This window comes from Eikenella halliae (assembly GCF_001648475.1).
GTDB lineage: Bacteria > Pseudomonadota > Gammaproteobacteria > Burkholderiales > Neisseriaceae > Eikenella > Eikenella halliae.
Genome location: NZ_LXSQ01000012.1, coordinates 98,767 through 124,964 on the forward strand (window position 1 = coordinate 98,767; position 26,198 = coordinate 124,964).

A 26,198-nucleotide genomic window follows, 5' to 3' on the forward strand; every position below is an offset into this window, starting at 1 on the left:
AAAGCCGTTTCAGGTAGCCTCAAAAGCAAATTAGACTCAACCCTTGGAGGATATCTGAAAGATTTAGCTTCAATAAAGTTTAAATAAAGTCGGAGAATATCGATGTTTACAAAAAATGATTTGATTGAATTAGTACAACAGTTCCCGTTTGATGAAACACAATTCAGTTTTCCAGAAGGTTGGGACTTCTCTGGTATAACGCAGTGCCTGAAATATTCCTCATACGGATTTTATTGTCCAAATGAACAGTACATACGTATTACCCGAGCCGATAAGCACATACAGCAGCAATTCCCTGGGAGATACCCAAATAAAAATTTGCTATTTTGGATAAACTCAGAAACTTATGAAGGCTTTTTCATGCCTATGAAAGAGCTTTATCAGGATCATTTAATAAACGCCCTATTTGAACCGCTCAATGTTCAAGCTTGGGAAAAATTAGTTGCGGATTGGTGCAGTGATTTAAAATCTCCTCCTACTTTGCCGCTTAATCCAACTGATACCTTTATTCGAGGCATTCTGTTACATGACTTCAGAACAGATCTCTGTATATCAGCAGTTGCAGAATACCAAAATGAATTGATTCACTTTTTATGGGAGACGAGTGCTTGATTCAATTACTTTTAGGCAGCCTTGCCAAACAAGTCAAATAAAAGGCTACCTGAAAACCATTTTTCAGGTAGCCTCTTGCCGTCCCGCCCAAGCAACAAACCACACAAACCGTTCCGATAGGTTTAGAATGCCCGCAAGCTGGCTCTAAACTGGGCAGCGGCAAGGATGGCGCAGGAGGCAGATTGCGCCGCCCGCTGGAATCAAATAGAATGCTTGGTCTAGAGCTAAAGCCTCAATCCGGATTTCCAAAATAAACTTTTGGCAACAATGCATTGGAAATTCCGACGCTGCGCAAGCACAGTGCATTGCCTGGCTTTTCTCCCACTATATCAAGCTGCTTTTGGCAGCATTAAGGATACCCATGAGCAATTTCGTTCCACAAAACAGCTACACCAAAGAAGAACTCTTGGCCTGCGGCCGCGGCGAGCTTTTCGGCGCGGGCAACGCGCAGCTGCCGCTGCCCGATATGCTGATGATCGACCGCATCGTGAACATCAACAACACCGGCGGCAAATACGGCAAGGGCGAAATCATCGCCGAATTGGATATCCACCCTGATTTATGGTTCTTCGGCTGCCATTTCATCGGCGATCCGGTGATGCCCGGCTGCCTGGGTTTGGACGCCATGTGGCAATTAGTGGGCTTCTTCTTGGGCTGGACGGGCGCGCCCGGCCGCGGCCGCGCCTTGGGCTGCGCCGAAGTGAAATTCACCGGCCAGGTATTGCCCAAACACAAGAAAATCACTTACCACATCCACATGAAACGCGTGATGAACAGCAAGCTGGTGTTGGGCATTGCCGATGCGGAAATGAGTGTGGACGGCCATAAGATTTACGAAGGAAACGGCCTGCGCGTAGGTTTGTTTACCAGCACAGACGATTTCTAGCCAACGGGCTACCTGAAAACACCGGCTTTAATCCAACAGAAGCCACTGCGTTTAATTTTCAGGTAGCCTACTTTCCTAACGGAGTTCATTATTATGAAACGAGTAGTTGTAACCGGTATAGGCATCGTGTCCAGCTTGGGCAACAACTGCCGCGAAGTGCTCGAATCGCTGCGCCAGCTCAAATCCGGTATCGCTTTTGACGAAAGCTACCGCGAAATGGGCCTGCGCTCGCACGTGGCTGGCAACATCAAAATTGACACCAAAGAGCATATCGACCGCAAAATCCTGCGCTTTATGGGCAACGCCGCCGCCTATGCCTATATCGCCATGAAAGAAGCCATCGCCCACGCCGGGCTCACCGAAGAGCAGGTATCGAATGTGCGCACCGGCATCGTGGCCGGCAGCGGCGGCGCCTCCCCCGCCTCGCAAGTGGAAGCCGCCGACACCCTGCGCGAAAGCGGCGTGAAGCGCATCGGCCCCTACGGCGTAACCAAAACCATGGCCTCCACCGTGGCCGCCTGCCTGGCTACCCCGTTTAAAATCAAAGGCGTGAACTATTCCATCAGTTCCGCCTGCTCCACTTCCGCCCACTGCATCGGCCACGCCGCCGAACTCATCCAGCTTGGCAAACAAGATATCGTGTTTGCCGGTGGCGGCGAAGAAGTATCGTGGCAGATGAGCTCCCTGTTCGACGCCATGGGCGCGTTATCAAGCAAATACAACGACACGCCCGAACAAGCCAGCCGCGCCTACGATGCCGACCGAGACGGTTTCGTGATTTCCGGCGGCGGCAGCATTTTGGTGATGGAAGAATACGAACACGCCAAAGCGCGCGGCGCCAATATCCTGTGCGAACTCACCGGCTACGGCGCCACTTCCGACGGCCACGACATGGTACAGCCGTCCGGCGAAGGCGCAGTGCGCTGCATGCAGATGGCACTCGCCCAGCACGGCGGCAGTGTGGACTACATCAATGCCCACGGCACGTCCACCCCGGTGGGCGACACCAAAGAACTCGGCGCTATCCGCGAAACCTTTGAAGGCAAAGACGTGCCGCTCATCAGTTCCACCAAATCCCTCTCCGGCCACGCGCTGGGTGCGGCAGGCTCGAACGAGGCGATTTATTCCATCCTGATGATGCTCAACGATTTCGTATGTGCCAGCGCCAATATCCTAAATTTGGACGAAAAAGCCACCGGCCTGCCGATTGTGCGTGAAAACATTGCCAAAAAGCTCAATGCCGTGATGTCGAACAGCTTCGGCTTCGGCGGCACCAATGCCACGCTGATTTTCAGCCGCGTGTAGAGGCTACCTGAAAAACAGCCGAACCTATTTTGAGGTTCGGCTGTTTTTATGTGGCTTTTTCTGACGTAAAAACTGGCAACTTCAGCATACTGTATCTATTCACCTGATAATGAGGCAAAACATGCAACAGTGTTTGTAAAATTTTTGCCAATTATTTCAGGTAGCCTTGATAATTATCTAGCCTACCATTATCTTAGCAACGATAGATTTTTAAAAACATACTTGCTAATGTGATTTATTTTGATTTTTCGACCAAGATGCCTTTTTAGGCAGACAATTTTGCCCAGCATGGTCAATAACTTGACTTTAATCAAGAAAATCAATTATCCGCACACTATAGGCTTGAGTTATATAATAAACTGAACAATACCCTGATTGTTAATAGGGAATTAATTATAAAAAACCACACAAAAATGTTGCCAACTACTTTATCTGTACCAAGGGAGATCGTGATGATCAAGCATTCCAAACATTCTTCGCTCAATATTGCGTTAATACAGGCGCGCGAAGCGTTGATGACGCATTTTCGCCCGCTGCTCAACGAAATCGGCCTGACCGACCAGCAATGGCGCATCCTGCGCCTTTTGGCCGAAAACGGTACGATGGATTTCCAAGACCTGGCACGCAGCGCCTGCATCCTGCGACCCAGCCTCACCGGCATCCTCACCCGCCTGGAAAAAATGAAACTGGTGGTGCGCCTGCGCCCGGCCAACGACCACCGCCGCGTTTACCTCAAGCTCACCGAAGAAGGCGAGCGTACCTTCAACGACTTTGTTGGCAAAATCGATGCCTGTTACGACGGCATCGAAAATCAGCTTTCTAAAGAAAAACTGGAACAGCTGCATGAGTTGCTGAGCCAAATGGCCGCTATCCATGTGGCCACAATGGCAAGGATGTGAGGCACGCCAAATCCAACCGCCTGCACCCTAAAACCCAGCCTGAGCCAATTCTTCCAACAGCGCCGGCCGGCGCGGTTTGACGCTATACCGCGCCCTGATTTCGGCGGCGAAGTCTCCTATTGCCTGCCGTTGTGCGGAATATTGGCGGCGGAGGACCTTTAATTGGTTAAAGAGCTGGTGGTATTGCTTACGGTTGCTTGCCTTATTGATTTCAGCCGCAAAGATTTTCAGGTAGCAAGCTACGATTTGATCGTGATACGGCTCGGGGAAAGACGGGGCAAAACGTTCCATCATGTACAACGAAAGATGTTGCTGCAATAGGGCGAGCAGCAGATCGAATTCCTGTTCATGCTCCAATATTTCAGCTTGCAGCGAATATTGACCCGACAAACGCGCAAGCAGGCGGTTGAATTCATTCGGCCATTCGGTGGCGGGAAACGTGGCTTTCCATGCCTCGTAATGTGGCAATGAAAGGCTGGTGGAAAATGCCAAATCCGCTGCGATTTCGCGTACATTTTTACCGGTTTCCTTCAATACATCGAAAAGTTGCAGCTTCCATTTGTGCGCTGTGCCGAGTGTTCCTTCATCTTCGGCAATGCTGATGCCTTCGCGCAAGAGGCGTTCCGATTCCGCCCAATCTTGCTGTCCGACTGCTTGTTCTACCGCAATTTGTCTGAATTGCGGCAGGTGCAGATGTCGTCTGAAATAATCCTGCGCGGCAGCAGTATCGCCTTTCGCCTGCAAAACCTGCCAACCCTCGAATGCCCAAAGTTCATGTTCCCAACCCGACTTGGTAACAGCCAAACGTTTAGCCACATAATCTTGCCACGCCTGCCATTCGCCGCGCAGCCGCCAGATTCGGGCGCGGATTTGGTAGATTTTATTGCCTGCCTCCGAGAAATCAAAATAGCGGCTGTCGTCCAAACATTTGTCCAAAAAATTAATCAAACGCTTCGGGACGTTTTCCATGACCGCCTCTTCCAGCAGGTCGATTGCCATATACATAGCATCGCCCAACATACCGTCCGAATCGTCCGCCTTTTCAAAAGCATCCTGCAAACGCGGTATCAACAGAGGTAAAGCCTGCTGCAACGCCGCCGTCCCCTCCTGCGCCACATCTTCCAACCAGTTTTGCAACCTGAAGCCCAAATCAGCGGCTTCGTAGTAATCATAATATCGGGTTCGGGAAAAGATTCGGGAGAGCTGCTGCCGATACGGATTGCCGCCCTGTTTAGGCTGTTGCGCGTCGGTTTCGTCAGGCTGCCCGTCCGGCGTTTGGGCGCGCACCGCATACCACAACGCCGCCATATGCTTGCACGCCCAGCCATAAGGACAATCGCAGCCCCCGTCCTTAATGTACAAATCACTATCCAGCTTCAGCCATACCCAATAGTTTTCCGAACCGCACACTTCCGCCCGATAACGCCCAGCGGAAGTTTTTTGGACATCGCGAACCTTGCCCTGCTGAAAATACAACAGGCCGCGTTCGGCGATATGGGGCGGGAACAGATGGAGCGGATGGATACGGGGCATGGTTGGCTTCCAAAAAGTTGTTGAAATATGGGGAGTTTACTGGTTCGGGCGACGTTTGGGGAGAGGGGGGCGGGAATTCTTGTTTGGCAAAGTGGCAAAAGGTCGTCTGAAAATGGGTTTCAGACGACCTTTTGGACGGTTGGAAAAGGAGTAGTTTAGAAAGACCGCGTGCGTACCGCACACACCCTATACAAGGATTCCAAGTTTTGCGTGATTTGTAGGTAGTGTGTGTTTTGAAAGGCAGGTACGCGGCTTGATGCAAGCTACGGTTTGCTATGATTTTCTGCTGAATTTAAATTTAAATAGCTATATCTGTGCCCTTGTTTAACGGGATTAGTATTATATACATATCTTATAAAATCATTCCAGTTTAGATGTTTAGTTTCTTGTATGACCTTGTCTAAAATATAGTCATAATCTCTGGATTGATTAGATAAATTTAATGAATTATCAGCTAATTTGATTTGTAATTTTGGGGTGCCATATATAGTTTCATCATCAATAGCTTTAAAAATAGAATTATTTTCAGCTTCATTTTTTATAGAATCAACATATGGACCATAGTTATCAAAATACCATCGTATTTTTGTAATTGGAATATTACGAGTTTCTATTGAGAATAAATCTGCTAAATATACCATTTTAGTTAGTCTAGCATTAGATATTTCATTTTTATGAGGGTAATTTTTACAGAAATAAGCCATTACATATGCTAAATCATTCATGATTACTCTCCTTAGCAATATTAATTCGATCTTGAACAACCTTATACGCATCTATAAGCTCAACAAGATACATATTATTTCTTCTAATGCATTCATTAATATTATCTTTTTGTTGATGCATAAAAGAACTATTATCTTCTTTTACTTGCTGAACCCTTGTGGATTCAATCATTACAACTCCCACTTCATTTTCATTTTTTATAATAGGGAAAAGTAAGAACTCTGTGCTCTTCATAGTAAAATTTTTCGATATCTCTCTTGGAATTCCTAATTCTTCAGAGAACTTTGCAAACTTTTGGTTTGTGTGGCCACAATGATATATTTTATTGAAAGAAAATCCATTCCTGTTGTTCCAGACATGACCTAATACCCCCTCATCATCTGAAAATGTTTTCCTATGCTTTTTACAAAATTTGGTATTTTTTGAGAACCTTGCAACCAAATTAAACATATTACCCTTAGGATCATGAGCATAAACAGATAATCTATCATAATTATTAAACTTTAGTTCATATGCCAACATCCTTAAGAATTGTGAGCTTATTAAAAATAAATCATCTATATTTTGTGATTTTATTACCAATATAGCATCTTGAGCCTCATCTAAACTATCTTTTAAATTTTGTATTTCATCATTTTTATTATCTATTTCTTGTGTAAGCTTAATTTCTTTAGGTGTTTCAATAGATTTAAAATACCAACAAAGAGCCAAAAAAATTAGAATAGGCAATATATATAATAAATCAATCAAATCATTTTGATTTAACAGATTTAAATTTGTAATGTTTGAATATTTTTCATAAAGCTTAGGAAGTTTTATACCATACCATAAAAACACTCCCCCAGTAATCCAATTTTCAAATTTATTATAAAGTAAACCAACCTTCTGTTTTGATATTTCCATAAATTTTAGTTCCAATTATTTTTCTTCTTAACTATATCAATTATACGTTATCATTGATGAGTTAGTCATATGAGATAAAATCTGTACTATACATTTTCCCACTCCTTCAACAACCTCTTCACCGACACCGGATACGGCGTCTTCAACTCCTGAGCAAACAGTGACACCCTCAATTCTTCAATCATCCATTTAAACGTGGCGAGGTCGTCTGAAACGGGGAGGCCTTGTTTGATCAGGCTGTCGTTTTTTTCCTGCCACATTTGTTCCAATTCCTGTATATCGGCTTCGCGGGCTGCGTCGCGGGCGGGGTTGCCGCTGTATTTTTCGAGGCGCAGGGTCATGGCTTTGAGGTAGATGGGGAGGCGCGGCCATTGTGCCCACGGGGTGCGGGTGGCGAAGCCGGCGGCGAGCAGGGTTTGCAGGCGTAGTCTTAGGAGGTGGGTGAGCGGGTGTTTGCCGAGTTTGCCGTTGAGTTCGGCGTAGGCGGCGGCGGTTTCCTGCAGGTAGCGGCTGAGGGCTTCTTTGACGGCGGGCAGGCGGCTGCGGGCGCGTTTGATTTGTTCTTTGAAGGCTTTTTCGTGACGCGGCAGCTCGTCTTCGCCGATAAAGGCGCGGTCGCAGACGGCTTGGGTGAGGTCGTCGCGCAGGGTGTCGGCGTTGATGTGTTTGAGCAGCATGGCGGCTTGGGTGAAGCCTTGGATGCCTTTGTTCAGATCTTTAACTTGTTCTTTTAGTTGCAGTTTCATGAGCTCGATTACGCCTAATCGGTGGGCTTGTCCGGCGGCGGCGGACGTGTCGAACAGGCGCAGGGCGATGCGGCCGTCTTTTTCTTTTTGCAGGCCGAGGTAGCCGGTGAGCTGCTGTTTGCCGCGGGCGAATTTGATGGATTCGGGCAGGGTGCCGATGTCCCATGCGGTAACGTTGTCGCGCTCGAATTCTTGGGTGTTGTCGCGGAAGGTGGTGGCGGCGGCTTTGCCAAGTTGTTGTTGGATTTGGATGAAATCGCGCCCCATGGCTAATTCTTGCCCGCCGTCGTCGATGATGCGGAGGTTGAAATAGCAGTGTTCGGGCAGCCTGAACGCGGCCCATTCGTCTTGGTTGATTTGCTCCAGTATGCGGATGTCGCCTGCGGTTTTGGCGATGGCTTGGGCGAGTTGGGGCAGGATGGGGGCGTTGCGGTCGGGGTTTTGGCTTAAAAATTGGGTGATGAATTCGGGCACGGGTACGCAGATGCGGCGGATTTGTTTGGGCAGCGCTTTGATTTGCAACTGGATTTTTTCGCGTATCATGCCGGGCACAAGCCATTCGAGGGCGGCGGGGCTGATGCGGTTGAGCACGGTAAGCGGCAGGGTGAGGGTAACGCCGTCGAGCGGGTGGTGCGGCTCGAAGCGGTAGCTGAGTTTGAATTTGCCGTCTGCGGTTTGCCAGTGTTTGGGGAATTGTTCTTCGGTGATGTGCGCGGCGGCGTGCTGCATGAGGTCGTCGCGGCTGAGGAACAGCAGGCGCGGGTTGTCGCGCTCGGCGGTTTTGAGCCAGGCTTGGAAGGTGCGGATGTCGGCGAGGGGGAGGGGTTTCAGACGGCCTTTTGGGGGTGCAGGCTGCTTTTTGGGTTTGGGGTCGTCTGAAACGTTTTGTAGGGTGTGTGAACTCGGTTCACGCATGCGGTTGTCCGTATCTTTGGAATCCGCGTGCGTGGCTTGCGCCACACACCCTACGCTGTGCAGGCTGTCTGAAATCGTTGAAGCTGCGGCACCCTGTTCCCTCTCCTGCGGGAGAGGGTTTGCTGCGGTTGCGGAAACGTTGGCTTGTGTGGCAACTGTTTTGCCCTCTCCCCAGCCCTCCCCCACGGGGGAGGGGGTGGTTTGCTGCGGATTTGTAGGACGCAGGTCGTCTGAAAACTGGGGTGTGTGGTTTTCAGGTAGCCTTTGGGAGTGCAGGCTGCTTTCGGTTTTAGTTTTAGCTTCGCAGAAATTCAGCCTTGCTTCGCAAGACATTGTTTTCAGACTGCCTGAAACCGTTGAAGCTGCGGCACTCTGTTCCCTCTCCTGTGGGAGAGGGTTAGGGAGAGGGCTTGCTGAGGTTGCGGAAAACTTGGTTTGTGCGGCAACTGTTTTGCCCTCTCCCCAGCCCTCCCCCACGGGGGAGGGGGTGGTTTGCTGCGGATTTGTAGGACGCAGGTCGTCTGAAACCGCGTCCGCCGTATAAAAATCGGGCAGTCGTTCGTTATAAAACGCAAACAGCGCTTCGTCATCAACCAGCACGTCTTGCTTGCGCGATTTGTGTTCGAGTTCGGTAATTTCCTTAATCAGCTTTTTGTTGTGGACAAAAAAGTCCGCTTTCAAATCGCATTCCTGCGCCACCAGCGCGCTGCGGATAAAGATTTCGCGCGCTTCTTCGGGAGCGATTCTGCCGTAGGACACGGGGCGGCGCGGCAAGACGGTCAGGCCGTAGAGCGTTACCCGTTCGCTGGCGATGACTTCGCCGCGTTTTTGTTCCCAGTGCGGCTCGAAATAGTGGTAGCGGACGAGGTGCGGCGCTTCCTGCTCGATCCATTCGGGTTGGATGGCAGCTAAATCGCGAGCATAAAGTTTTGTCGTTTCAACCAGTTCTGCCGCCATCACCCATTTGGGTTTGGCTTTGAACAGGGCGGAGGCGGGGAAAAGGTGGAAGCGGCTGCCGCGCGCGCCGGTGTAGTCGTTGCCGTCGGGCGATTTCATGCCGACGTTGGCGATGAGGCCGGTGAGCAGGGCGCGGTGGATTTGTTCGTAGCCTGCTTCTTTGGCAGCGCGGATTTGGGCGCGGTGTTGTTTCTTATCCAACTGTTTTTGTTTGAGTTTGGCGGATAGGTCTTGGTCGCCTGCATTTTCAGACGACGTGAGCTGCTTGACTTCGGGAGGCCGTCTGAAAGCGGCTTCCTTGGTGGTCAAACCCATTTCAATCGCGGTTTGGGCAAGCTGGTGGTGCAGCTCGCGCCATTCGCGCATCCGCAGGTGCGACAGGAAATATTGGCGGCACCACTGCACCAACTGCTTGTTGGACAAGCCTTTGTCGCGCTCGCGCTGGAAGCTGTCCCAAATGTTCAGGTAGGCAAGGAAATCGGACTGCTTGTCGGTAAAACGCTCGTGTGCCTTGGCGGCGGCATCGCGTGCTTCAAGCGGCCGTTCGCGTGGGTCTTGAATCGATAGCGCGGACGCGATCACCAATATTTCCGCCATACAGTCGTGTTTCTTCGCCGCCAGCAAAATGCGTGCGATTTTCGGGTCGATGGGCAGGCGCGCCATTTGTTCGCCGAGTTTGGTCAAGCGGTAACGGGGAGAGGGTCCAGACAGACTTGGTTTGTTTGGACGGGGGAGCAGGCTGCCTGAAAGGGGGACAGAGGGTGTGTTATAGTGGTTTTTGGTGTTTTGCATAATTCGTAGGTCGGCTATTTATGTCCGACATGGTTTGAATGAAGTTGGCTTTCTGTCGGACATAGAATTTCCTTTTGATATATTAATGTTATCAGATAATATTTTTATTATTATTCATAATATTCTCAACAATTTTTTTAATTACAGGAACACTAACGGCATTTCCAAGTTGTTTATACGCAGAAGAATCTATCGGATGTAATATGAAATCATCAGGATAGCCTTGTAGTCTTGCACACTCTCTTGGCGTTAACTTTCTTATTCTATTGTTATGATAAACGCCTAATCGATTTGAATCTGAAGCTGTTAACGTAATAGAAATACTCTCAGGATCAAGGAATTTAAACACTTCAAAAGACATATTGCCAGCTACAAGATTGTACATACCATCATTTTCCTTAATATAATTTTTATCCAATAGAGATTTGATAACAATATCAACATCTGTATGTTTGTAGAACGTTTTAATTTGTTCTTTACTCAAAGCTTTTCCATCTTGATGCGTTCCAAAAATTTTTTTTCTGCGATTAGCAATTAATAAGTTCATAAACTCAATCTCATTTGGTTGGCATTCACCTTTTAGACCTAAATCCCACGAATGTAGAGAATTGCCATTTCTACTATCAATCAAACGCAATCCATGGAGTTTTTTTAAATTATTTTTTAAAGCCTTTTTTAACTGGGAAACAAATTTTTCTGAACAGTCATATTTTTTATCAGGATTATTTTCTAAAATATCTTTAACTAAACAATGATGATAGTTGTCAAATAAAGGCGATTTTGTGTACTCTTGAAAAGAATGAGAGTCCTTTGCTCCCAAATCAGAATTTAGCGTTAATACTGGTTTAATCTTCTTAGTTGCGATAATGTAAATTCGCACCCTGTTTTGTGGCACACCAAAGTTACTTGAATTAAGCAATCGATAATCTACAAAATAGCCTAAATCAGAAAGTACATTTTTTATTGTATTAAAAGTTTTTCCATGATCATGTGATAATAAGCCGCGAACATTTTCAAGTAAACATAATGATGGCTGATATTTCTTTATCAACCGAGCTATATCAAAAAATAAAGTACCTCGTGTATCTTGAAAACCTAACTGCTTTCCTGCTGATGAAAATGCTTGGCATGGAAAACCTGCTAACAAAACATCAAATGGTTCTATATTTTCTAATGTAGTTACATCGCAGTATGGATTTTCACCAAAATTTAATTCATAAGTCTGACAAGCTGCTTTATCAATCTCTGCACTTTTCACACACTGAGTTTTATATCCAAGTTCGTGCATAGCACTTTCAAATCCTAATCGAATGCCGCCAGTTCCTGAAAATAAATCTACAAATCTAATCATTTTTATATGTTTTCTTCTATGTATTTAGCTAATCGTTGCAAACCTATGTCAGAAAAATTTACTGTGCAATCGCTATAATTCAATATAGTCTGAATCGCATTTTTTCGCTGAAAATTACCTGACCCGTCAATCAAATAGGCTACTTTATGCCCATATTTGTGAGCTAACTCTTGTCTATTTAAAGCATTTTGTGCTTTTCTTTCAATAACAGAATTGGTGGTTACCTGGAAACTGATTTCAATACCAATAGATTTCTTAGTCTTGCTATTTGTAATGACTAAATCAAATTTGGTTAGGTTATTTGAATTTTGTGTAACATTTTCTAATGTGTGTCCATTTGCTGAATAGTTTTCGGGCAAATAGGAAAGTAACTTTTTCTTTGCAAATCGTTCACAAGCATAGCCTAAATCATTAGCCTCTGAGCCACCTGTTTGTCTACTCACATATAAATATCGTTCTTTAACATATTTATCCAGTTCTTCAGGCTTCCCTATCAAACTACCAATGACACATTTTTCTAAAATTTCATCAGGTAATATGCTACTATTTTTAGCCTCAGATCCCCACAATAGCAGCATACATACATCAAGCATTGATTCAGTAAAATCTTCGCGGTTTTCTAATAAAACAGATTTTTCAACCCTTAGTTTTTTATTTGTCCAATTAACTTTTCCACTTGACGTATGAAACTTATGAATAAATGATTCTCCACAAAACTCAAAATGTAATTCAGATGAAGGAAATAATTTATCAAAGTCTTTACTAAATCTTTGCAACCTTTCTCCACCAATATCAGATAGCACCATAAGGTGTTTCAAAAATAAATTAGCAGACAATTTACTATTAGATCTAACTATATCTTTCCATATATATGGTGTTTTATCTGCCACTTTCAAAATACTTAAAAATATATCTTGTGTTTCCAGTAAAGGCATTAACGTGCTTGTTTCTGCTGCTTCTTCAGATAACTCTGTTGGCCAATAATTACAAGCATCTAATGCCAAATCATTAACTGTCTTAATACAATTCTCTTTTTGTTCCATATCATGTAATACCTTATTCAAGAAATATCTAAAAATTAATCAGAAAAATACCCATACTACCACCCTTATTCTCTTTTCGAGAAATAACAATCACAACACATTTCCCTGTTTTCAGACGACCTCCACCGCCCCCAATTCCAACAACACCTGAAACCCATCATTGATATACCGCGAGTCAGGTATTTCTAAAAACGGGAACGCCGCTACGTCGCCGAGTTTCAACGCTGCCATGCGCAGGATGACGGCGGCCAGGTTGCTGCGGACGATTTCGGGGTCGGTGAATTCGGGGCGGCTGTTGAAATCTTCTTCTGAAAACAGTCGGATACACACGCCTGCGGAGACGCGTCCGCAGCGGCCGGAGCGTTGGCGCGCGGCGGCTTGGGAGATTTTTTCGACATGGAGCTGTTCCACTTTCGCCCGTGCGGAATAGCGTTTGACGCGAGCGAGGCCGGTGTCAATGACGTATTTGATGCCCGGCACGGTGAGCGAGGTTTCTGCGACGTTGGTTGCCAGCACGATGCGGCGTTTTGCGCCGGTGGGGTGAAAGATTTTGTGCTGTTCGGCGTGCGATAGGCGCGCGAACAGGGGCAGGATTTCGTCGTTGCGGCGCAGCGTGGATTTGCGCAGGGCTTCGGCGGCTTCGCGGATTTCGCGTTCGCCCGGCAGGAACACCAAAATATCGCCTTCGCCATATCGCGCCAATTCGTCCGCCGCATCGACAATCGCGTTGGTCAGCTCCACTTCCGCGTCGTCTTCGTCTTTGCTGGTCAGCGGGCGGTAGAGGATTTCGACGGGATAGGTGCGCCCGCTCACTTCCAGCACGGGCGCGCCGTTGAAGTGTTGGGAGAAGCGTTCTGCATCTATGGTTGCCGAGGTGATGATGACTTTCAAATCGGGGCGGCGCGGCAGCAGCTGTTTCAGGTAGCCCAGCAGGAAGTCGATGTTCAGACTGCGTTCGTGCGCTTCGTCGATGATAATCGTGTCGTAGGCGGTGAGATAACGGTCGGTCTGGGTTTCCGCCAGCAGGATGCCGTCGGTCATCAGCTTGACGCAGGCATCGCGCGAGGTGTGGTCGGTAAAGCGCACCTTATAGCCCACCGCGCTGCCGATTTCCGATTTCAGCTCTTCGGCAATCCGCTCCGCCACCGAGCGCGCGGCCAAACGGCGCGGCTGGGTATGCCCGATCAAACCCGCCGCCCCGCGTCCGAGTTCCAAACAAATCTTGGGCAACTGCGTGGTTTTGCCCGAACCGGTTTCGCCGCAAATAATCGTTACCTGATTTTCGGCAATGGCTTTTTTGATTTCTTCGAGCTTTTCGTGAACGGGCAGAGTGTTGTCGAACTCAGGTTTGGGCAGTTTGGATAGGCGTTGCAGATAGAGGTCGTGCGATTTTCGGTATTTTTCTTCGACTTTGGACAAGCCGCCGTATTTGTTGGGATTTTTGAAGGCGGATTGCAGGAAGTGGCGGTCTTTGGAGAGGGTTTGGGAGAGGTCCATTTGGCTGGGGAAAATCGAGTGAAAACAAGGATGGGATTATAGCAAAAAGCGTTTGGTTGTTCGGCGGCGGGAGCAGGAGAAAGGCTACCTGAAAACCCATTTTCGGTTTTTCAGGTAGCCTTTTTTCTTATGTATGGCGGTTTCGCTTATAATCCCGGCGTTTAAACAAATTGGCCATAAACCTTCAATACGGTATCGGTTTTGCCGCCATCCCCCCAAAGGCTACCTGAAAGAATCCAACTATGCTCAAACAACGAATCCTCACCGCCCTGGTTTTACTGCCGCTGATGCTCGGCATGCTGTTTGCCGCCGGCAGCGGCTTATGGGCGCTGTTTTCCGGCCTGATTGCCCTGCTCGCCCTGTGGGAATACAGCCGGCTGTGCAGCATGCCGGAGCAAGTGCAGCGGCCTTATTTGGCCGGCACTGCGCTGTTTATGGCGCTGGCCTGGGGCGGCGGCTGGCGGCTGCCGGCGGCGGCGTGGGCAGCCGTGCTCACCTTCTGGCTGCTCGGTATGCCCGCCTGGCTGCGTTTCAAGTGGCGTTTGCAGGCCGATTGGAAAGGCTTGGCTGCCGGTTGGCTGCTGATGCTGCCATTCTGGTTTGCCCTGCAGGAACTGCGCCCCGACAGCCAATCCGCGCTCCATCTTTTGGCCGTGATGATGCTGGTGTGGGTTGCCGACGTATTTGCCTATGTGTTCGGCCGGCTGTGGGGCAAACACAAACTCGCCCCCGCCATCAGCCCCGGCAAAAGCTGGGAAGGCGTGTTTGGCGGGCTGTTGTGTGTGCTGGTGTACGCTTCATTGGCGCGTGCTGCAGGCTGGTTCGGCTTTAATATTTCCTGGCTCGGTATCATGCTCACCGCCTCCGTGCTCACGTTCGTGGGCATCGGCGGCGACCTTTTGGAGAGCTGGTTCAAACGTGCCGCCGGGGTGAAAGATAGTAGCAACCTGCTCCCCGGCCACGGTGGCGTGTTCGACCGCGTGGATTCGCTGATAGCCGTATTGAGCGTATATGCCGCCATCGGCGCGTTGTTCGGCTGAATAGGAAAGGCTACCTGAAAAGTTTTCAGGTAGCCTGAAGCAATATTTCGCCATCAATTCGGATATTATAGTGGATTAAATTTAAATCAGGACAAGGCGGCGAGCCGCAGACAGTACAAATAGTACGGCAAGGCGAGCCAACGCTGTACTGGTTTAAATTTAATTCACTATATTTCTCACGTATCATCATAGAAAAGCCATCATTTACCCGGCTTGCCATCGCTGATCAGCGAGCAGGCCGGATTGATGAACCTGACGGTTTTCAGGTAGCCTTTCCCGTTCGGTTTCATAGGGTGGCAGCCAGTGCCCGCCCGCCAATGCAGCCTATACAGCTCGGAATCCGATTGCCGGAGCGAACGCTATCCATGCCAGAACTGCCCAATAATCAGGAAACCCCGATGACCTTCGCCTATTTCAGCATACTCGTTTTTGCTCTGCTCAACAGCCTGTGTTCCCTCTTGGCCAAAAAGTCCGCCCGCCTGCTTGATGCCGAAGCCAACCGCGAGCCCCGCCGCCACAGCGCACAGGCATCTGGCAAAGCGGCACGGCTTTTTGCCGCAGAACAGAACGGCTACGAAATGCTGCCGCTTTATGCCGCCGCCGTCATCATCGCCCACGCCACGGGCGAAGCCGCGCAAAGCACGGTCAATATCCTATCCGCCCTGTTCCTGCTACTGCGCGCCGCCTATATTTGGGCATACGCACAGGATAAGGCCGCCTTGCGCTCCAATATCTGGTACGGCTGCTTGATGTGTATCGTTGCCCTGTTTATCGCCGCCTGTTAGGTTTTCGCAAACCACGCAGGCATAAATGCCCTGCGTTCAAGCCATATCACTTTTCAGGTAGCCTCCAAGCCCCCAGCATATCCACCATACCTGAAAACGGATACGCTCCGTAGGGTGGGCACTTATTGCCCACGCGTCGTTCCAAGGCAGCTTTCAGGCAGCCTGAAACCCCAAACCAAGCTCCCCATGCTCAAATATTTCCAACACCTCAGCCTCCGCCTATTCTTTGCCATCCTCGGCATCCTCCTCCTGCTCACCGTGTGGGCACTGGCGCACGGCAGCCCCTACGTCCCCCACCTGCTCGCCGCCAACCTCGCCGTGCTCGGCACACTCGCCTGGTGGCTTGCCCGCAGCATCAGCCGCATCCGCCATTATGCCGAAGCCATGGCCGCCAACCGCCCAGCCCCGCAACCCCAATTCGGCGACAGCTACCTCTACCGCCTCGTCAATGCCGTCGCCCACCTGCGCGACGAACTCGACCACCGCCAACACATTGAAAATTATGTCTTAGGCCTCACCCACGAACTCAAAACCCCGCTCACCGCCCAGCAGGCTGCCCTCGAACTGCTGCAAGACAGCCCCCTCAGCCCCGACCAACAGCAGTTGCTCGACCGCATCCGCCGCAACACCCAAAAACAAAAGCAACTCATTGCCCGCCTGCTCGAACTCGCCCGCCTGGAAAACCGCGACAGCCTGAACGACATCCAAACCGTTGATTTGTCCAGCCTGGCCGCCCAAGCCGCCCAAGAAAGCCGCGCCGCCCTGCAAACCAAACAACTGCACATCGCCCTCAACTGCCTACCCCACGCCGTTCAAGGCGACCCGTTGCTGCTGCGCCAAGCCATCGACAATCTGCTTTACAACGCCATTGATTTTGCCGAAACCGGCAGCGAAATCCGCCTCAGCCTCACCCGCAGCCGAAACCGCACCGAACTGGCGGTTTACAACCAAGGCAGCCCCGTTCCCGATTACGCGCTGGCCAAAATCCCCCAACGCTTCTACTCGCTCCCCCGCGCCGACGGCAGCCGCAGCAGCGGGCTGGGCTTGAGCTTCACCACCGAAATCATGCGCCTGCACCACGGCCGCCTGATGCTCGCCAACCGCGAAAACGGCGTGGAAGCGCGGCTGGTGTTTCCCGATGTGAAAGAGGCTACCTGAAAATTTCAGGTAGCCTGCCAACATTGTGTTATCCCATTCCGCCTGCTGACCGAAACAGCCCATCTGTCTTGCACCCGTGTATAATCACGCTTCGCACAAAACCAATCTTTCCAACCCATTACGGCTGAAGCAATGTTCCTCCTGCCGGGTAGTATTGTCGGCGGGAGAAAATCAACACTTTAACCCCATAGGAGCAAACACATCATGACCTTAGCCTACTGGTGCATCTTTTTCGCCATTTTCCTGCCCATTTTCTGCGCCGCCTATGCCAAATACCGCGCCGGCTTTTCCCCGGCCGACAACCACAACCCGCGCGCCTTCCTGGCCCGCGCCCAAGGCAAGGCTGCGCGCGCCGATGCGGCACAGCAAAACAGCTACGAAACCTTCCCGCCGTTTGCCGCCGCCGTGATCATCGCCCACGCCACCGGCAACGCCGCCCAGTTCACCATCAATTTCTGGGCGCTGCTCTTCGTGGCCAGCCGCATCGCCTTTATCTATTGCTATATCAACGATAAAGCCACGCTGCGTTCGGCCATGTTCGGCGTGAACCTGCTGTGCATTGTGGCTTTGTTTATTGCCGCCGTTTGATTTTCAGGTAGCCTTATGGAACGCCCCGTTAAGGTTTTGTTCGTTTGCCTGGGCAACATCTGCCGCTCGCCGATGGCCGAATATCTCTGCCGCAGCATGGCCGCCGCCCGCGGCCTGCCGGTGCACACCGCCAGCGCGGGCACATCCGGCTGGCACGACGGCGAAGGCATGCATTGCGGCAGCCTGGAAATCCTCTCCGACGAAGGCATCGACAGCAGCGGCTTTATGAGCCGCCGCGTGCGCACGCAGGATTTGGCCGATTTCGACTACCTGCTGGCCATGGACGACGACAACCTGGCCGAACTGGAACAACGCTTCGGCCGCCACCCCGGCAAAATCTTCAAGATAACCGACCTTCTGCCCGATAGCGGTTACAGCCACGTTCCCGACCCGTGGTATACCGGCAATTTCAACGAAACCCGCCGCATCCTCACCGCCTGCTGCTCTGCGTTGCTGGATAAGATTGAAAAAGATTTGGCCAACCGGCCTTAGTCAGACGAATGCTATAGTGGATTAAATTTAAATCAGGACAAGGCGGCGAGCAAATAGTACGGCAAGGCGAGCCAACGCTGTACTGGTTTTTGTTAATTCACTATAAAAGGCTACCTGAAAAACTTTCAGGTAGCCTTTTCCTGCTTTTCCAGCCGACGGTAGGCAGCTTCCACTTCCTTCACCGACAAGGGCGCGCCGCAACGGATGCATTTCGTGATAAACGGCGATACGCCGCGCGAGGTGGAAATTTCGCGGCCGGTCAGGGTATACACCCGGCCGTTGAGGCCTTGGGTCTTATGGCAGTAGGGGCAGCTGCCGAAAAGCAGGGTGAGACCGATGGCCAGCGGCCAAACCGTAAACAGATAGCAAAACCCGAAGATGATGAAGCCTTCGACCGGCTCACCGGTTAGCTTTTCATACACCATGGCTATGAACAGTGGCAGGAATCCGGTGAGAAAACCGAATTTTGGATACAGCAGCCTCCGCTGTATCCGCCGCGCCGTTTCCAAATCACGCTCTTTGTTGGCGGGGTCTGGTTGGTAGGGTTTGCCGGCGGGGTTGGGGCTGAAGCGGTAGGTTTTGGGATATTGTTTTTGTCCGGTCATAGAAGGTATGTGTTGTTGGTGGCTGTCTTGCGTCAGGCTACCTGAAAATTGCTTTCCAAATTTTCAGGTAGCCTTTATCACGGCCGTATCCAAGCCCTACCACTCAAACGGCAGCCCGAGCTCCTCGGCCAAGCGGCGCATTTCATCCAGCGTTTTGGGCAGGATGGGGATGCCGCTTTGTTTGCGTTCGCGGCAGCATTCGGTTTCTTTTTCGCCGTGGATGTAAATCCGCTCTTGGCCGGCGGCTTTCGCCGATTCGCGCAGCTCTTGCAGGTAGGCGCTGAAGCGGCTGCGGATGGCTTGGGCATCGCCGAAGATTTCCGGATTGAAGGCAGCGAAATGGTGGCAGATGCCGGCATGGCCGTTTTTCATGGTGTGGTTGGACGTGGTGCCTTGCGAGAGGCAGGCGGAGAAGAATTCCACCAGCACGGCGTAGCCGTAGCCTTTGTGGCTGCCGAACAGCTCGCTGCTGCCGCCCAAGGGATACATGCCGCCGCCCAAGCCTTGGCGTACGCATTCCACGATAATCTGCGGGTCGGTTTCGTCTACGCCCTGGCTGTTAATCGCCCAGCCCAGCGGGGCGGTCAGACCTTTTTTGAGGTAGACCTCGGGTTTGCCGAAGGCAACCACGGAGGTGGCGGCATCAAGGCTGAAATCGGTCGGGCTGGCTGGGATGGCCACGGCGATGGGGTTGGTGCCCATCATCGGGGTGCGGCCGTAGGTGGGCACCACGATGGGGAAGGAGTTGGTCATGGAAATGCCCACCAGGCCTTGGCTGGCGGCCATGCTGCTGTAGTAGGCGGCGATGCCGTAATGGTTGGAGTTGCGCACCGACACCATGCCGATGCCGCTTTGTTTGGCCTTGTCGATGGCAATCTGCATGGCATAGCGGGCAACGAGCTGCCCCATCGCGGCATGGCCGTCCACCACGGCCGACACGGGCGTTTCAAACACGGTTTCCGGTCGGGCGCCGATGCGCACGAAGCCGCCGTTGATGTGCTGGCGGTACATTTCCAGCCGCTGCGAACCGTGCGTGTCCACGCCGCAGAGGTCGGCCGCCATCAGCACGTCGGTAATCTGCGCCGCTTCGTCCGGCACGAAGCCGTATGCCTTAAAGGCGGCCTCGGTAAATGCGCGTAGGGCTGCGGCATCAATTTTTTTAATCGTTTGCATTGCTTATCCTCCTCCGCTTCTGCGGCAACAAAAAACCGGTTCCGGCCTGATGTGTTTTGCCCGCCCGCGGCTGCGGCGGCAGGCTGATTATTTATTGTTATATTGCCATTTTCATCCCAAACGGCAGAGCGTGCAAGCCTTGAGGAAACAACGGCGCGGCCAGGTAGCCTGCGCGGCGTTTTGGCCACGTTGAAGCTTCGCTTTCAGGTAGCCTTTAATCGGTAAACAAGCCCGGTTGGGGAAGCTGCATCCTTGAAAGAGTTGGCAAAAAAGAATATGCTGCGCCCACAGCATCGATCGAATGCTGTTTATGTTATCGGAAGTGGGCAACCAGCCCCGCAATTCTTAGGAGAACCAACGAAATGGCTAAAAATCTGAACGTTTTCGACCGCGAATACGGTCTGCTCATCAACGGCGAGTGGACAAAGCCCGGCAACCTGCTGGAATCGCACAACCCCGCCAACGGCGAACTCTTGGCTAAATTTACCGATGCCACCGACGCCGACGTGGATGCCGCCGTAGCCGCCGCACAGGCCGCGTTTAAAACCTGGCGCAAAACCACCACCACCGAGCGCGCCGCCATTCTGAACAAAATTGCCGATGTGATTGATGAGCATGCCGAACTCTTCGCCCTGCAGGAAACGCTCGACAACGGCAAACCCATCCGCGAAACCCGTGCCGCCGACATTCCATTGGCCTCCGACCACTTCCGCTATTTCGCCAGCGTGATCCGCGGCGAGGAAGGCACGGCCAACCAACTGGATGAAGAAGACCTCTCCATCGTATTGCGCGAGCCCATCGGCGTGGTTGGCCAAATCATTCCGTGGAACTTCCCCTTCCTCATGGCCGCCTGGAAAATCGCTCCCGCGCTGGCCGCCGGCTGCACCATTGTTATCCACCCCTCTTCCAGCACCTCACTGAGCCTGCTGTCTTTCGCCCAAAAAGTGAACCACCTGCTGCCCAAAGGCGTGCTCAACGTGATTACCGGCAAAGGCAGCAAATCCGGCGAATACATGCTGCACCACAAAGGCTTCAACAAGCTCGCCTTCACCGGCTCCACCGAAGTGGGCCGCCGCGTGGGCATCGCCGCTGCCGAGCTGCTGATTCCGTCCACCCTGGAATTGGGCGGCAAATCCGCCAACATCTTCTTCGACGACATGCCTTTCGACAAAGCCTTGGAAGGCGCGCAAAAAGGCATTTTGTTCAACCAAGGCCAAGTGTGCTGTGCCGGTTCGCGCATCTTCGTGCAGGAAGGCATTTACGACAAATTCGTAGCCGCGCTGGCCGAAGAGTTTAAGAAAGTGAAAGTCGGCCTGCCTTGGGAAGACGACACCCAAATGGGCGCCCAAGTGAACGCCGGTCAGCTTGAAACCATTTTGAAATACGTCAAAATCGGCGAGCAGGAAGGCTGCCGCATCATCACCGGCGGTAAAAAAGTAGAAGGCGAATTGGGCAAAGGCGAATTTGTCGAGCCCACCCTGATTGCCGCCGACAGCAACCACAGCCGCATCGCCCAAGAAGAAATCTTCGGCCCGGTGGCCACCGTGATTAAATTCAAAACCGAAGAAGAAGTTATCGCAATGGCCAACCACAGCGACTACGGCCTCGGCGGCGGCGTGTGGACGCGCGACATCAACCGCGCCCTGCGCGTATCCCGCGCCCTGGAAACCGGCCGCGTGTGGGTGAACTGTTACAACCGCCTGCCCGCCGGCGCCCCCTTCGGCGGCTACAAAACTTCCGGCATCGGCCGCGAAACCCACAAAATGATGCTCGCCGCCTACACCCAGGTGAAAAACATCTACATCTCCACCCGCGAAGAGCGCGAAGGCATGTATTGATTTGCCGTGTGCCGAAACGCGAAAGCTGCCGGAAATTCCGGCAGCTTTTTTGCGCCCGATAGGCGGCTTTGCCTTGACCGTTTGGTTTTTCAGGTAGCCTTCTGATGGAACAGGCTACCTGAAACCTGCCAAGCAGCCTTTTTGACTTCCACCCATGCCCCCGCTATGCTTTTCCCTTTTTCACCGCCTCTTTCAGGAGACCGCCATGCCGGATACCAAACAAACCGTCCTTGAAGCCTTCCACCGCCGCTATGCCTGCAAGAAATACGACCCGGCCAAAAAGATCAGCCGTGAAGATTTCGAATTTATTTTGGAAACCGGCCGCCTGTCGCCCAGCTCCTTCGGGCTGGAGCCGTGGCGTTTTCTCGTGATCCAAAACCCCGCGCTGCGTGCCGAGCTCAAACCGCTGGCTTGGGGCGCGGCAGATAAAATCATGGATTGCAGCCACTTTATCGTATTCCTCGCCCGCACCCAAGCCGCAATGCAGCCGGACTACCGGCACAAAATGTGGAGCGGGGTGCACCATATTCCGCCGCACATCGTGGAAATGCGCGAAGGTTTCTTCCAGCAGTTTGCCGAACACAACTTCCGCATCACCGAAAGCCCGCGCACCTTCCACGATTGGGCCAGCAAACAAAGCTATATCGCCCTGGCCAATATGATGACCGCCGCCGCCTTTATCGGCATCGACTCCACCCCGATCGAAGGCTTCCGGCAGGAAGAAGTTAATGCCTTCTTGGCCGCAAAAGGCCTGTTCGACCCCGCCGAATACCGCGTCAGCCTCATGGCCGCCTTCGGCTACCGCAACGAAGAGCCGCGCGCCAAAACCCGCCTGCCGATGGAAGAGATTGTGCAATGGGTGGAATAAACCTTTGATTATCCAATTTCAGGTAGCCTCCGTCCCGCACAGAGGCTACCTGAAAACCCAGTTTCATCGCTATTAAACCAAGCCCCCATGTATATCGGACGCTTCGCCCCCAGCCCCACTGGCCTTTTGCACATCGGCTCGCTGCTCACCGCCCTGGCTTCCTACGCCGATGCCCGGGCGCAGGGCGGGCGCTGGCTGGTGCGGATGGAAGACCTCGACCCGCCGCGCGAAATGCCCGGCGCCGCCGCCCATATCCTGCGCACCCTCGAAGCATTCGGCTTCGAATGGGACGGCGAAGTGGCCTACCAAAGCCGCCGCCACCCCCTCTACCGCGCCGCCCTGCAAAGCCTGCAGCAAAGCGGCCTCGCCTACCCCTGCTATTGCAGCCGCAAACAATGGCACGCCCAAGCGCGGCAGGGCGCGGACGGCTTCGTTTATAACGGCGCCTGCGCACAGCTCGCCGCCCCGCCGCCCGAAGCCGCCGGCAGAGTGCCCGCCTGGCGCCTGCGCGTGCCCGATGAAACCATCGCCTTCACCGACGGCATCGTCGGCCGTTATGCGCAAAACATCGCCCGCGACATCGGCGACTTCGTCCTCCTGCGCGCCGACGGCCTGTGGGCCTATCAGCTCGCCGTGGTGGCCGACGACGCCGAACAAGGCATCACCCACATCGTGCGCGGGCAGGATTTGCTCGTGTCCACCCCGCGCCAAATCTGGCTGCAACGCTGCCTCGGCCTGCCTACCCCGCACTACGCCCACCTGCCCCTGCTTACCAATGCCGAAGGGCAGAAATGGTCGAAACAAACTCTCGCCCCCGCACTGGATTTGCAACGCAAAGAAACCCTGCTGCGCCAAGTGATGGGCTACCTGAAACTGCCGCCCGCGCCCGCAGTGGATAAGCCGCAAGAACTGCTGGATTGGGCAGTGCAACACTGGCAGCTGCAAACCGTGCCCACCCGGCCGATCGTGGCTGAGGCAGCAGCAAATAAGGCTACCTGAAACTTTCAGGTAGCCTCTGCGTTATAGCGGATTAAGATAAGGATGCTGCTGCGTTGGCTCGCCTTGCTGTATTACTTATATACTATCTGCGCTGCTTTATCTTTATCATCCGCAATCAAACCCCGGCGCATTTTAACTGCGTTGAAGCTTCGCTTTCAGGTAGCCTTTTGCATGGCGGCGGGGTACGGTGTTGGGCCAAGGCAGCCCGAAACCGCCAAACAAGTAATCAACGGTTTTTCAAAGACAGCCTTGCCCTCTGCTACTGGCAAATGCAGAAATCGGTGCAAAACCGTAAAAGTAAAAAACAATCTATAAGGAATGGATTTATGAGTACAAAATTTCATATCGACAACGGTTGCATCGATATCTATCCGCCAACCAAGCTGGAGGAAGGCTTGAGATTTGCTAAATTGGGGAAAAGGACTGAATGAAAACACCAACGGACTCATCCGACAATATTTCCCCAAACAAACCGATTTCCGAAACATCGGTGATCGGGAGATACGCAGGGTTCAAGATGAGTTGAACCGCCGGCCGGGAAAACCACTTGGCTGCGAAACGCCAAGTGTTTTATTATTGAATCTATTCCAACCGCTAGTATCCGAGTGTTGCACTTAAAATCCGAATTCAAGGTTGTCTGAAAACGGAGCTTCCGAAGGAAGCGGAGTTTCTGCGAAGTTAAAGCACAGTTTCAACGAAGTGAAAAGCAGCCTGCAACGAAGCCAAAACGACAAACCGCATCGTAAACCACCTAACCCATAGGAGAACCCCCCATGCAAAACGAAACTATCAACCTGAAACAGCACCTTGCCGCCATCAAAGAATACTGGCAGCCCGAAATCATCAACCGCCACGGGTTCCAATTCCGCCTGGTCAAACTTTTGGGCGATTACGGCTGGCACACGCACGGATACAGCGACAAAGTGCTGTTTGCCGTGGAAGGCGACATGGCGGTGGACTTCGCCGACGGCGGCAGCATGACGATACGCGAAGGCGAGATGGCGGTCGTACCGAAGTCGGTATCGCACCGCCCGCGTTCGGAAAACGGCTGCTCGGTGGTGCTGATTGAGCTACCCGACCCGTCCGAGCAAGCGTAGCCCGCGTGGTAGGGTGTGTGCGGAACGCACGCACGTGATTTCAGTTTTCAGGTAGCCCCTCGCAGGCTACCTGAAAAAACACAGCACCAACGCAGTAAAGTAGGTTGGGTTGATAAACCCAACATTTTTCAGGTAGCCCATCCCCCATCAGGCTACCTGAAAAGCCGTCAATCGGATTCTTAAGCCCGGCGGCCACCCAAAGGCTGCCTGAAAGCGCGGTTTCGGCAAGGTGCAAACCCGGCGCATTTTAACTGCGTTGGAGCTTCGCTTTCAGGTAGCCTTTTGCATGGCGGCGGGAAATGGATAAAGCCCGCCGAAGCCCGCCGATACGCTGGTTTGCCGCCCTGCGCCGTCCGTTGCCCGGCCGCCCGGTGCGGAGTAAACTGCCGCCTTTTTCGCCTGCCGCGCTTCGGCTAAGGAAACACCGTGCTTTACCAAATCATCGCGCTCCTGCTTTGGAGCAGTGCCTTTATTGCGGCCAAATACGCCTACACCATGACCGATCCGCTCCTGATGCTGCTGTGCCGCCTGTTGCTGGCCGCTATCTTGGTGCTGCCCGCCGCGCTGCGTTTCGGGCGCGGCTTGGAAAAACGGCATTGGCGGCCGCTGCTGTGGCTGTCGTTTTGCAACTATGTGGTGGTGCTCGCGCTGCAGTTCGTGGGGCTGAAATACACTTCCGCCGCCAGCGCTTCCACCATCGTCGGGCTGGAGCCGCTGCTGATGGTGTTTATCGGCCACTTCTTTTTCCACGACCGTGCCCGTTGGTATCACTGGCTGTGCGGGCTGGCGGCCTTTGTCGGGGTGGCGCTCCTGATTGGCGGCGGCGGCGGGGAGGGTGGCGTCAGCCTGCTCGGCTGCCTGCTGGTGTTCGGCGGCGGCATCGTGTTTTGTGCCACCATGCGCCCCACACAGCGGATGGTGGCCCAAATCGGCGCACCCGCCTTCACGTCGCTTTCCATGGCTGTGGCGCCGCTGTTGTGCCTGCCGGTGAGCCTGGCTTTTGCCGACAGCCTGCACATCAATTGGAACCTGCCCGGCACGCTGGGGCTGCTTTATCTGGGCGTGTGCTGCAGCTGGCTTTCCTACACGCTGTGGAACAAGGGCATGAGCAGCGTGCCGGCCAATTTCTCCGGCATGCTCACCGCCTCCGAGCCGGTGTTCGGCACGCTGCTGGCGGTGCTGGTGTTGGGCGAGCGCGTTTCCGCGCTGTCGTGGCTGGGCATTGCGCTGGTGATTGCCGCCACGGCGGTTGCGGTGGTGGCGCCGAAGCTGCTGGAGAAGCGGCAGGCGGCATAAGGCTGCGTGAAACGTCACGGAAGGGATGATGCCCGCCGCCAGGCAAAAGGCTACCTGAAAAACAGCCCCGGTCTGTTTTCAGGTAGCCTTTTTC

Annotated in this window: 26 protein-coding genes and 2 pseudogenes; 17 read left to right on the top strand and 11 right to left on the bottom strand. The window is 52.3% G+C overall.

The annotated features are described in order from the left end of the window. Positions 1–102: 102 nt before the first annotated feature. The 4 genes from A7Q00_RS04600 to hpaR all read left to right on the top strand — a co-directional run bounded on the left by A7Q00_RS04600 (position 103) and on the right by hpaR (position 3,702). A complete protein-coding gene (locus A7Q00_RS04600; RefSeq protein WP_064089449.1) occupies positions 103–612 on the top strand; it encodes a hypothetical protein in 510 nt (169 codons plus the stop codon). Positions 613–973: 361 nt separating this feature from the next. Next, a complete protein-coding gene (gene fabA / locus A7Q00_RS04605) occupies positions 974–1,498 on the top strand; it encodes a 3-hydroxyacyl-[acyl-carrier-protein] dehydratase FabA (RefSeq protein ID WP_064089450.1) in 525 nt (174 codons plus the stop codon). Positions 1,499–1,591: 93 nt separating this feature from the next. Beyond that, positions 1,592–2,803, top strand: a complete 1,212-nt coding sequence (fabB, locus tag A7Q00_RS04610) for a beta-ketoacyl-ACP synthase I (RefSeq protein WP_064089451.1) — start codon at positions 1,592–1,594, stop codon at positions 2,801–2,803. A 452-nt stretch (positions 2,804–3,255) separates the two neighbouring features. Then, complete coding sequence (hpaR, locus tag A7Q00_RS04615) at positions 3,256–3,702, top strand: homoprotocatechuate degradation operon regulator HpaR (protein WP_064089452.1); 447 nt, start codon at positions 3,256–3,258, stop codon at positions 3,700–3,702. Between the two features lie 27 nt (positions 3,703–3,729). On the opposite strand, the gene A7Q00_RS12775 is transcribed toward hpaR, so the two are convergent. The 7 genes from A7Q00_RS12775 to hrpA form a co-directional block, all read right to left on the bottom strand. Further along, entirely contained in the window at positions 3,730–5,235 is a 1,506-nt protein-coding gene (locus tag A7Q00_RS12775; RefSeq protein ID WP_082887745.1) for an SWIM zinc finger family protein, read from the bottom strand. Positions 5,236–5,498: 263 nt separating this feature from the next. Then, positions 5,499–5,960 carry a Panacea domain-containing protein gene (locus A7Q00_RS12780; RefSeq protein ID WP_179946193.1) on the bottom strand — a complete coding sequence of 154 codons (462 nt, stop codon included), beginning with the start codon at positions 5,958–5,960 and terminating at the stop codon, positions 5,499–5,501. Further along, a complete protein-coding gene (locus A7Q00_RS04630; protein ID WP_064089454.1) occupies positions 5,953–6,879 on the bottom strand; it encodes a hypothetical protein in 927 nt (308 codons plus the stop codon). Before A7Q00_RS04630 ends, A7Q00_RS12780 begins: the two co-directional genes overlap by 8 nt. A 71-nt stretch (positions 6,880–6,950) precedes the next feature. Beyond that, entirely contained in the window at positions 6,951–10,145 is a 3,195-nt protein-coding gene (locus tag A7Q00_RS04635) for a DUF3418 domain-containing protein (protein WP_245637530.1), read from the bottom strand. Between the two features lie 220 nt (positions 10,146–10,365). Continuing rightward, on the bottom strand, positions 10,366–11,625 hold the full coding sequence (dcm, locus tag A7Q00_RS04640; RefSeq protein ID WP_064089455.1) for a DNA (cytosine-5-)-methyltransferase: 1,260 nt from the start codon (positions 11,623–11,625) through the stop codon (positions 10,366–10,368). Positions 11,626–11,627: 2 nt separating this feature from the next. Further along, complete coding sequence (locus tag A7Q00_RS04645) at positions 11,628–12,668, bottom strand: hypothetical protein (protein ID WP_064089456.1); 1,041 nt, start codon at positions 12,666–12,668, stop codon at positions 11,628–11,630. Positions 12,669–12,779: 111 nt separating this feature from the next. Then, the gene (gene hrpA, locus A7Q00_RS04650) at positions 12,780–14,180 is read right to left on the bottom strand and encodes an ATP-dependent RNA helicase HrpA (protein WP_156503733.1); all 1,401 of its coding nucleotides are present in this window, start codon (positions 14,178–14,180) and stop codon (positions 12,780–12,782) included. Between the two features lie 227 nt (positions 14,181–14,407). Here hrpA and A7Q00_RS04655 point away from each other — a divergent pair, with 227 nt between their 5' ends. From A7Q00_RS04655 to A7Q00_RS04675, 6 genes and pseudogenes are all read left to right on the top strand, one after another. Beyond that, on the top strand, positions 14,408–15,205 hold the full coding sequence (locus tag A7Q00_RS04655; protein WP_064089457.1) for a phosphatidate cytidylyltransferase: 798 nt from the start codon (positions 14,408–14,410) through the stop codon (positions 15,203–15,205). 66 nt (positions 15,206–15,271) lie between these two features. Then, positions 15,272–15,378: pseudogene (locus A7Q00_RS13930) on the top strand (IS5/IS1182 family transposase); the annotation flags it as partial. A 225-nt stretch (positions 15,379–15,603) separates the two neighbouring features. Continuing rightward, positions 15,604–15,990 carry an MAPEG family protein gene (locus A7Q00_RS04660; protein WP_064089458.1) on the top strand — a complete coding sequence of 129 codons (387 nt, stop codon included), beginning with the start codon at positions 15,604–15,606 and terminating at the stop codon, positions 15,988–15,990. A 186-nt stretch (positions 15,991–16,176) separates the two neighbouring features. Further along, positions 16,177–17,148, top strand: a complete 972-nt coding sequence (locus A7Q00_RS04665; protein ID WP_064089459.1) for a histidine kinase dimerization/phospho-acceptor domain-containing protein — start codon at positions 16,177–16,179, stop codon at positions 17,146–17,148. A gap of 204 nt (positions 17,149–17,352) precedes the next feature. After that, positions 17,353–17,736, top strand: a complete 384-nt coding sequence (locus A7Q00_RS04670; protein WP_064089460.1) for an MAPEG family protein — start codon at positions 17,353–17,355, stop codon at positions 17,734–17,736. A 15-nt stretch (positions 17,737–17,751) separates the two neighbouring features. Then, complete coding sequence (locus tag A7Q00_RS04675) at positions 17,752–18,228, top strand: low molecular weight protein-tyrosine-phosphatase (protein ID WP_064089461.1); 477 nt, start codon at positions 17,752–17,754, stop codon at positions 18,226–18,228. 125 nt (positions 18,229–18,353) lie between these two features. Here A7Q00_RS04675 and A7Q00_RS04680 read toward each other — a convergent pair whose 3' ends face one another. After that, the gene (locus A7Q00_RS04680) at positions 18,354–18,833 is read right to left on the bottom strand and encodes a hypothetical protein (RefSeq protein ID WP_064089462.1); all 480 of its coding nucleotides are present in this window, start codon (positions 18,831–18,833) and stop codon (positions 18,354–18,356) included. Between the two features lie 96 nt (positions 18,834–18,929). Then, complete coding sequence (locus A7Q00_RS04685) at positions 18,930–20,006, bottom strand: Ldh family oxidoreductase (protein WP_064089463.1); 1,077 nt, start codon at positions 20,004–20,006, stop codon at positions 18,930–18,932. 362 nt (positions 20,007–20,368) lie between these two features. On the opposite strand from A7Q00_RS04685, the gene A7Q00_RS04690 reads away from it, so the two are divergent. The 6 genes and pseudogenes from A7Q00_RS04690 (at position 20,369) to A7Q00_RS04705 (ending at position 24,808) form a co-directional block, all read left to right on the top strand. Beyond that, positions 20,369–21,844 (top strand): aldehyde dehydrogenase family protein, encoded by a 1,476-nt coding sequence (locus A7Q00_RS04690; protein WP_064089464.1) that lies wholly within the window; start codon positions 20,369–20,371, stop codon positions 21,842–21,844. 205 nt (positions 21,845–22,049) lie between these two features. Further along, on the top strand, positions 22,050–22,712 hold the full coding sequence (locus A7Q00_RS04695) for an NAD(P)H-dependent oxidoreductase (protein WP_064089465.1): 663 nt from the start codon (positions 22,050–22,052) through the stop codon (positions 22,710–22,712). 87 nt (positions 22,713–22,799) lie between these two features. Further along, on the top strand, positions 22,800–23,711 hold the full coding sequence (gluQRS, locus tag A7Q00_RS04700) for a tRNA glutamyl-Q(34) synthetase GluQRS (protein ID WP_064089466.1): 912 nt from the start codon (positions 22,800–22,802) through the stop codon (positions 23,709–23,711). A 53-nt stretch (positions 23,712–23,764) separates the two neighbouring features. Beyond that, the gene (locus A7Q00_RS14290) at positions 23,765–24,142 is read left to right on the top strand and encodes a hypothetical protein (protein WP_425387498.1); all 378 of its coding nucleotides are present in this window, start codon (positions 23,765–23,767) and stop codon (positions 24,140–24,142) included. Then, positions 24,120–24,329, top strand: a pseudogene (locus A7Q00_RS12785) (IS30 family transposase); the annotation flags it as partial. The gene A7Q00_RS14290 and the pseudogene A7Q00_RS12785, both read left to right, overlap by 23 nt. Before the next feature lie 155 nt (positions 24,330–24,484). Continuing rightward, positions 24,485–24,808, top strand: coding sequence for a cupin domain-containing protein (locus tag A7Q00_RS04705; protein WP_064089467.1), 324 nt, complete (start codon positions 24,485–24,487; stop codon positions 24,806–24,808). A gap of 40 nt (positions 24,809–24,848) precedes the next feature. Here A7Q00_RS04705 and A7Q00_RS13395 read toward each other — a convergent pair whose 3' ends face one another. Next, positions 24,849–25,043, bottom strand: a complete 195-nt coding sequence (locus A7Q00_RS13395) for a hypothetical protein (protein WP_156503734.1) — start codon at positions 25,041–25,043, stop codon at positions 24,849–24,851. A gap of 35 nt (positions 25,044–25,078) precedes the next feature. After that, positions 25,079–25,246, bottom strand: coding sequence for a hypothetical protein (locus A7Q00_RS13400; protein ID WP_156503735.1), 168 nt, complete (start codon positions 25,244–25,246; stop codon positions 25,079–25,081). On the opposite strand from A7Q00_RS13400, the gene A7Q00_RS04710 reads away from it, so the two are divergent. Continuing rightward, entirely contained in the window at positions 25,235–26,104 is an 870-nt protein-coding gene (locus tag A7Q00_RS04710; protein WP_064089468.1) for a DMT family transporter, read from the top strand. The genes A7Q00_RS13400 and A7Q00_RS04710 overlap by 12 nt on opposite strands. Positions 26,105–26,198 lie beyond the last annotated feature (94 nt).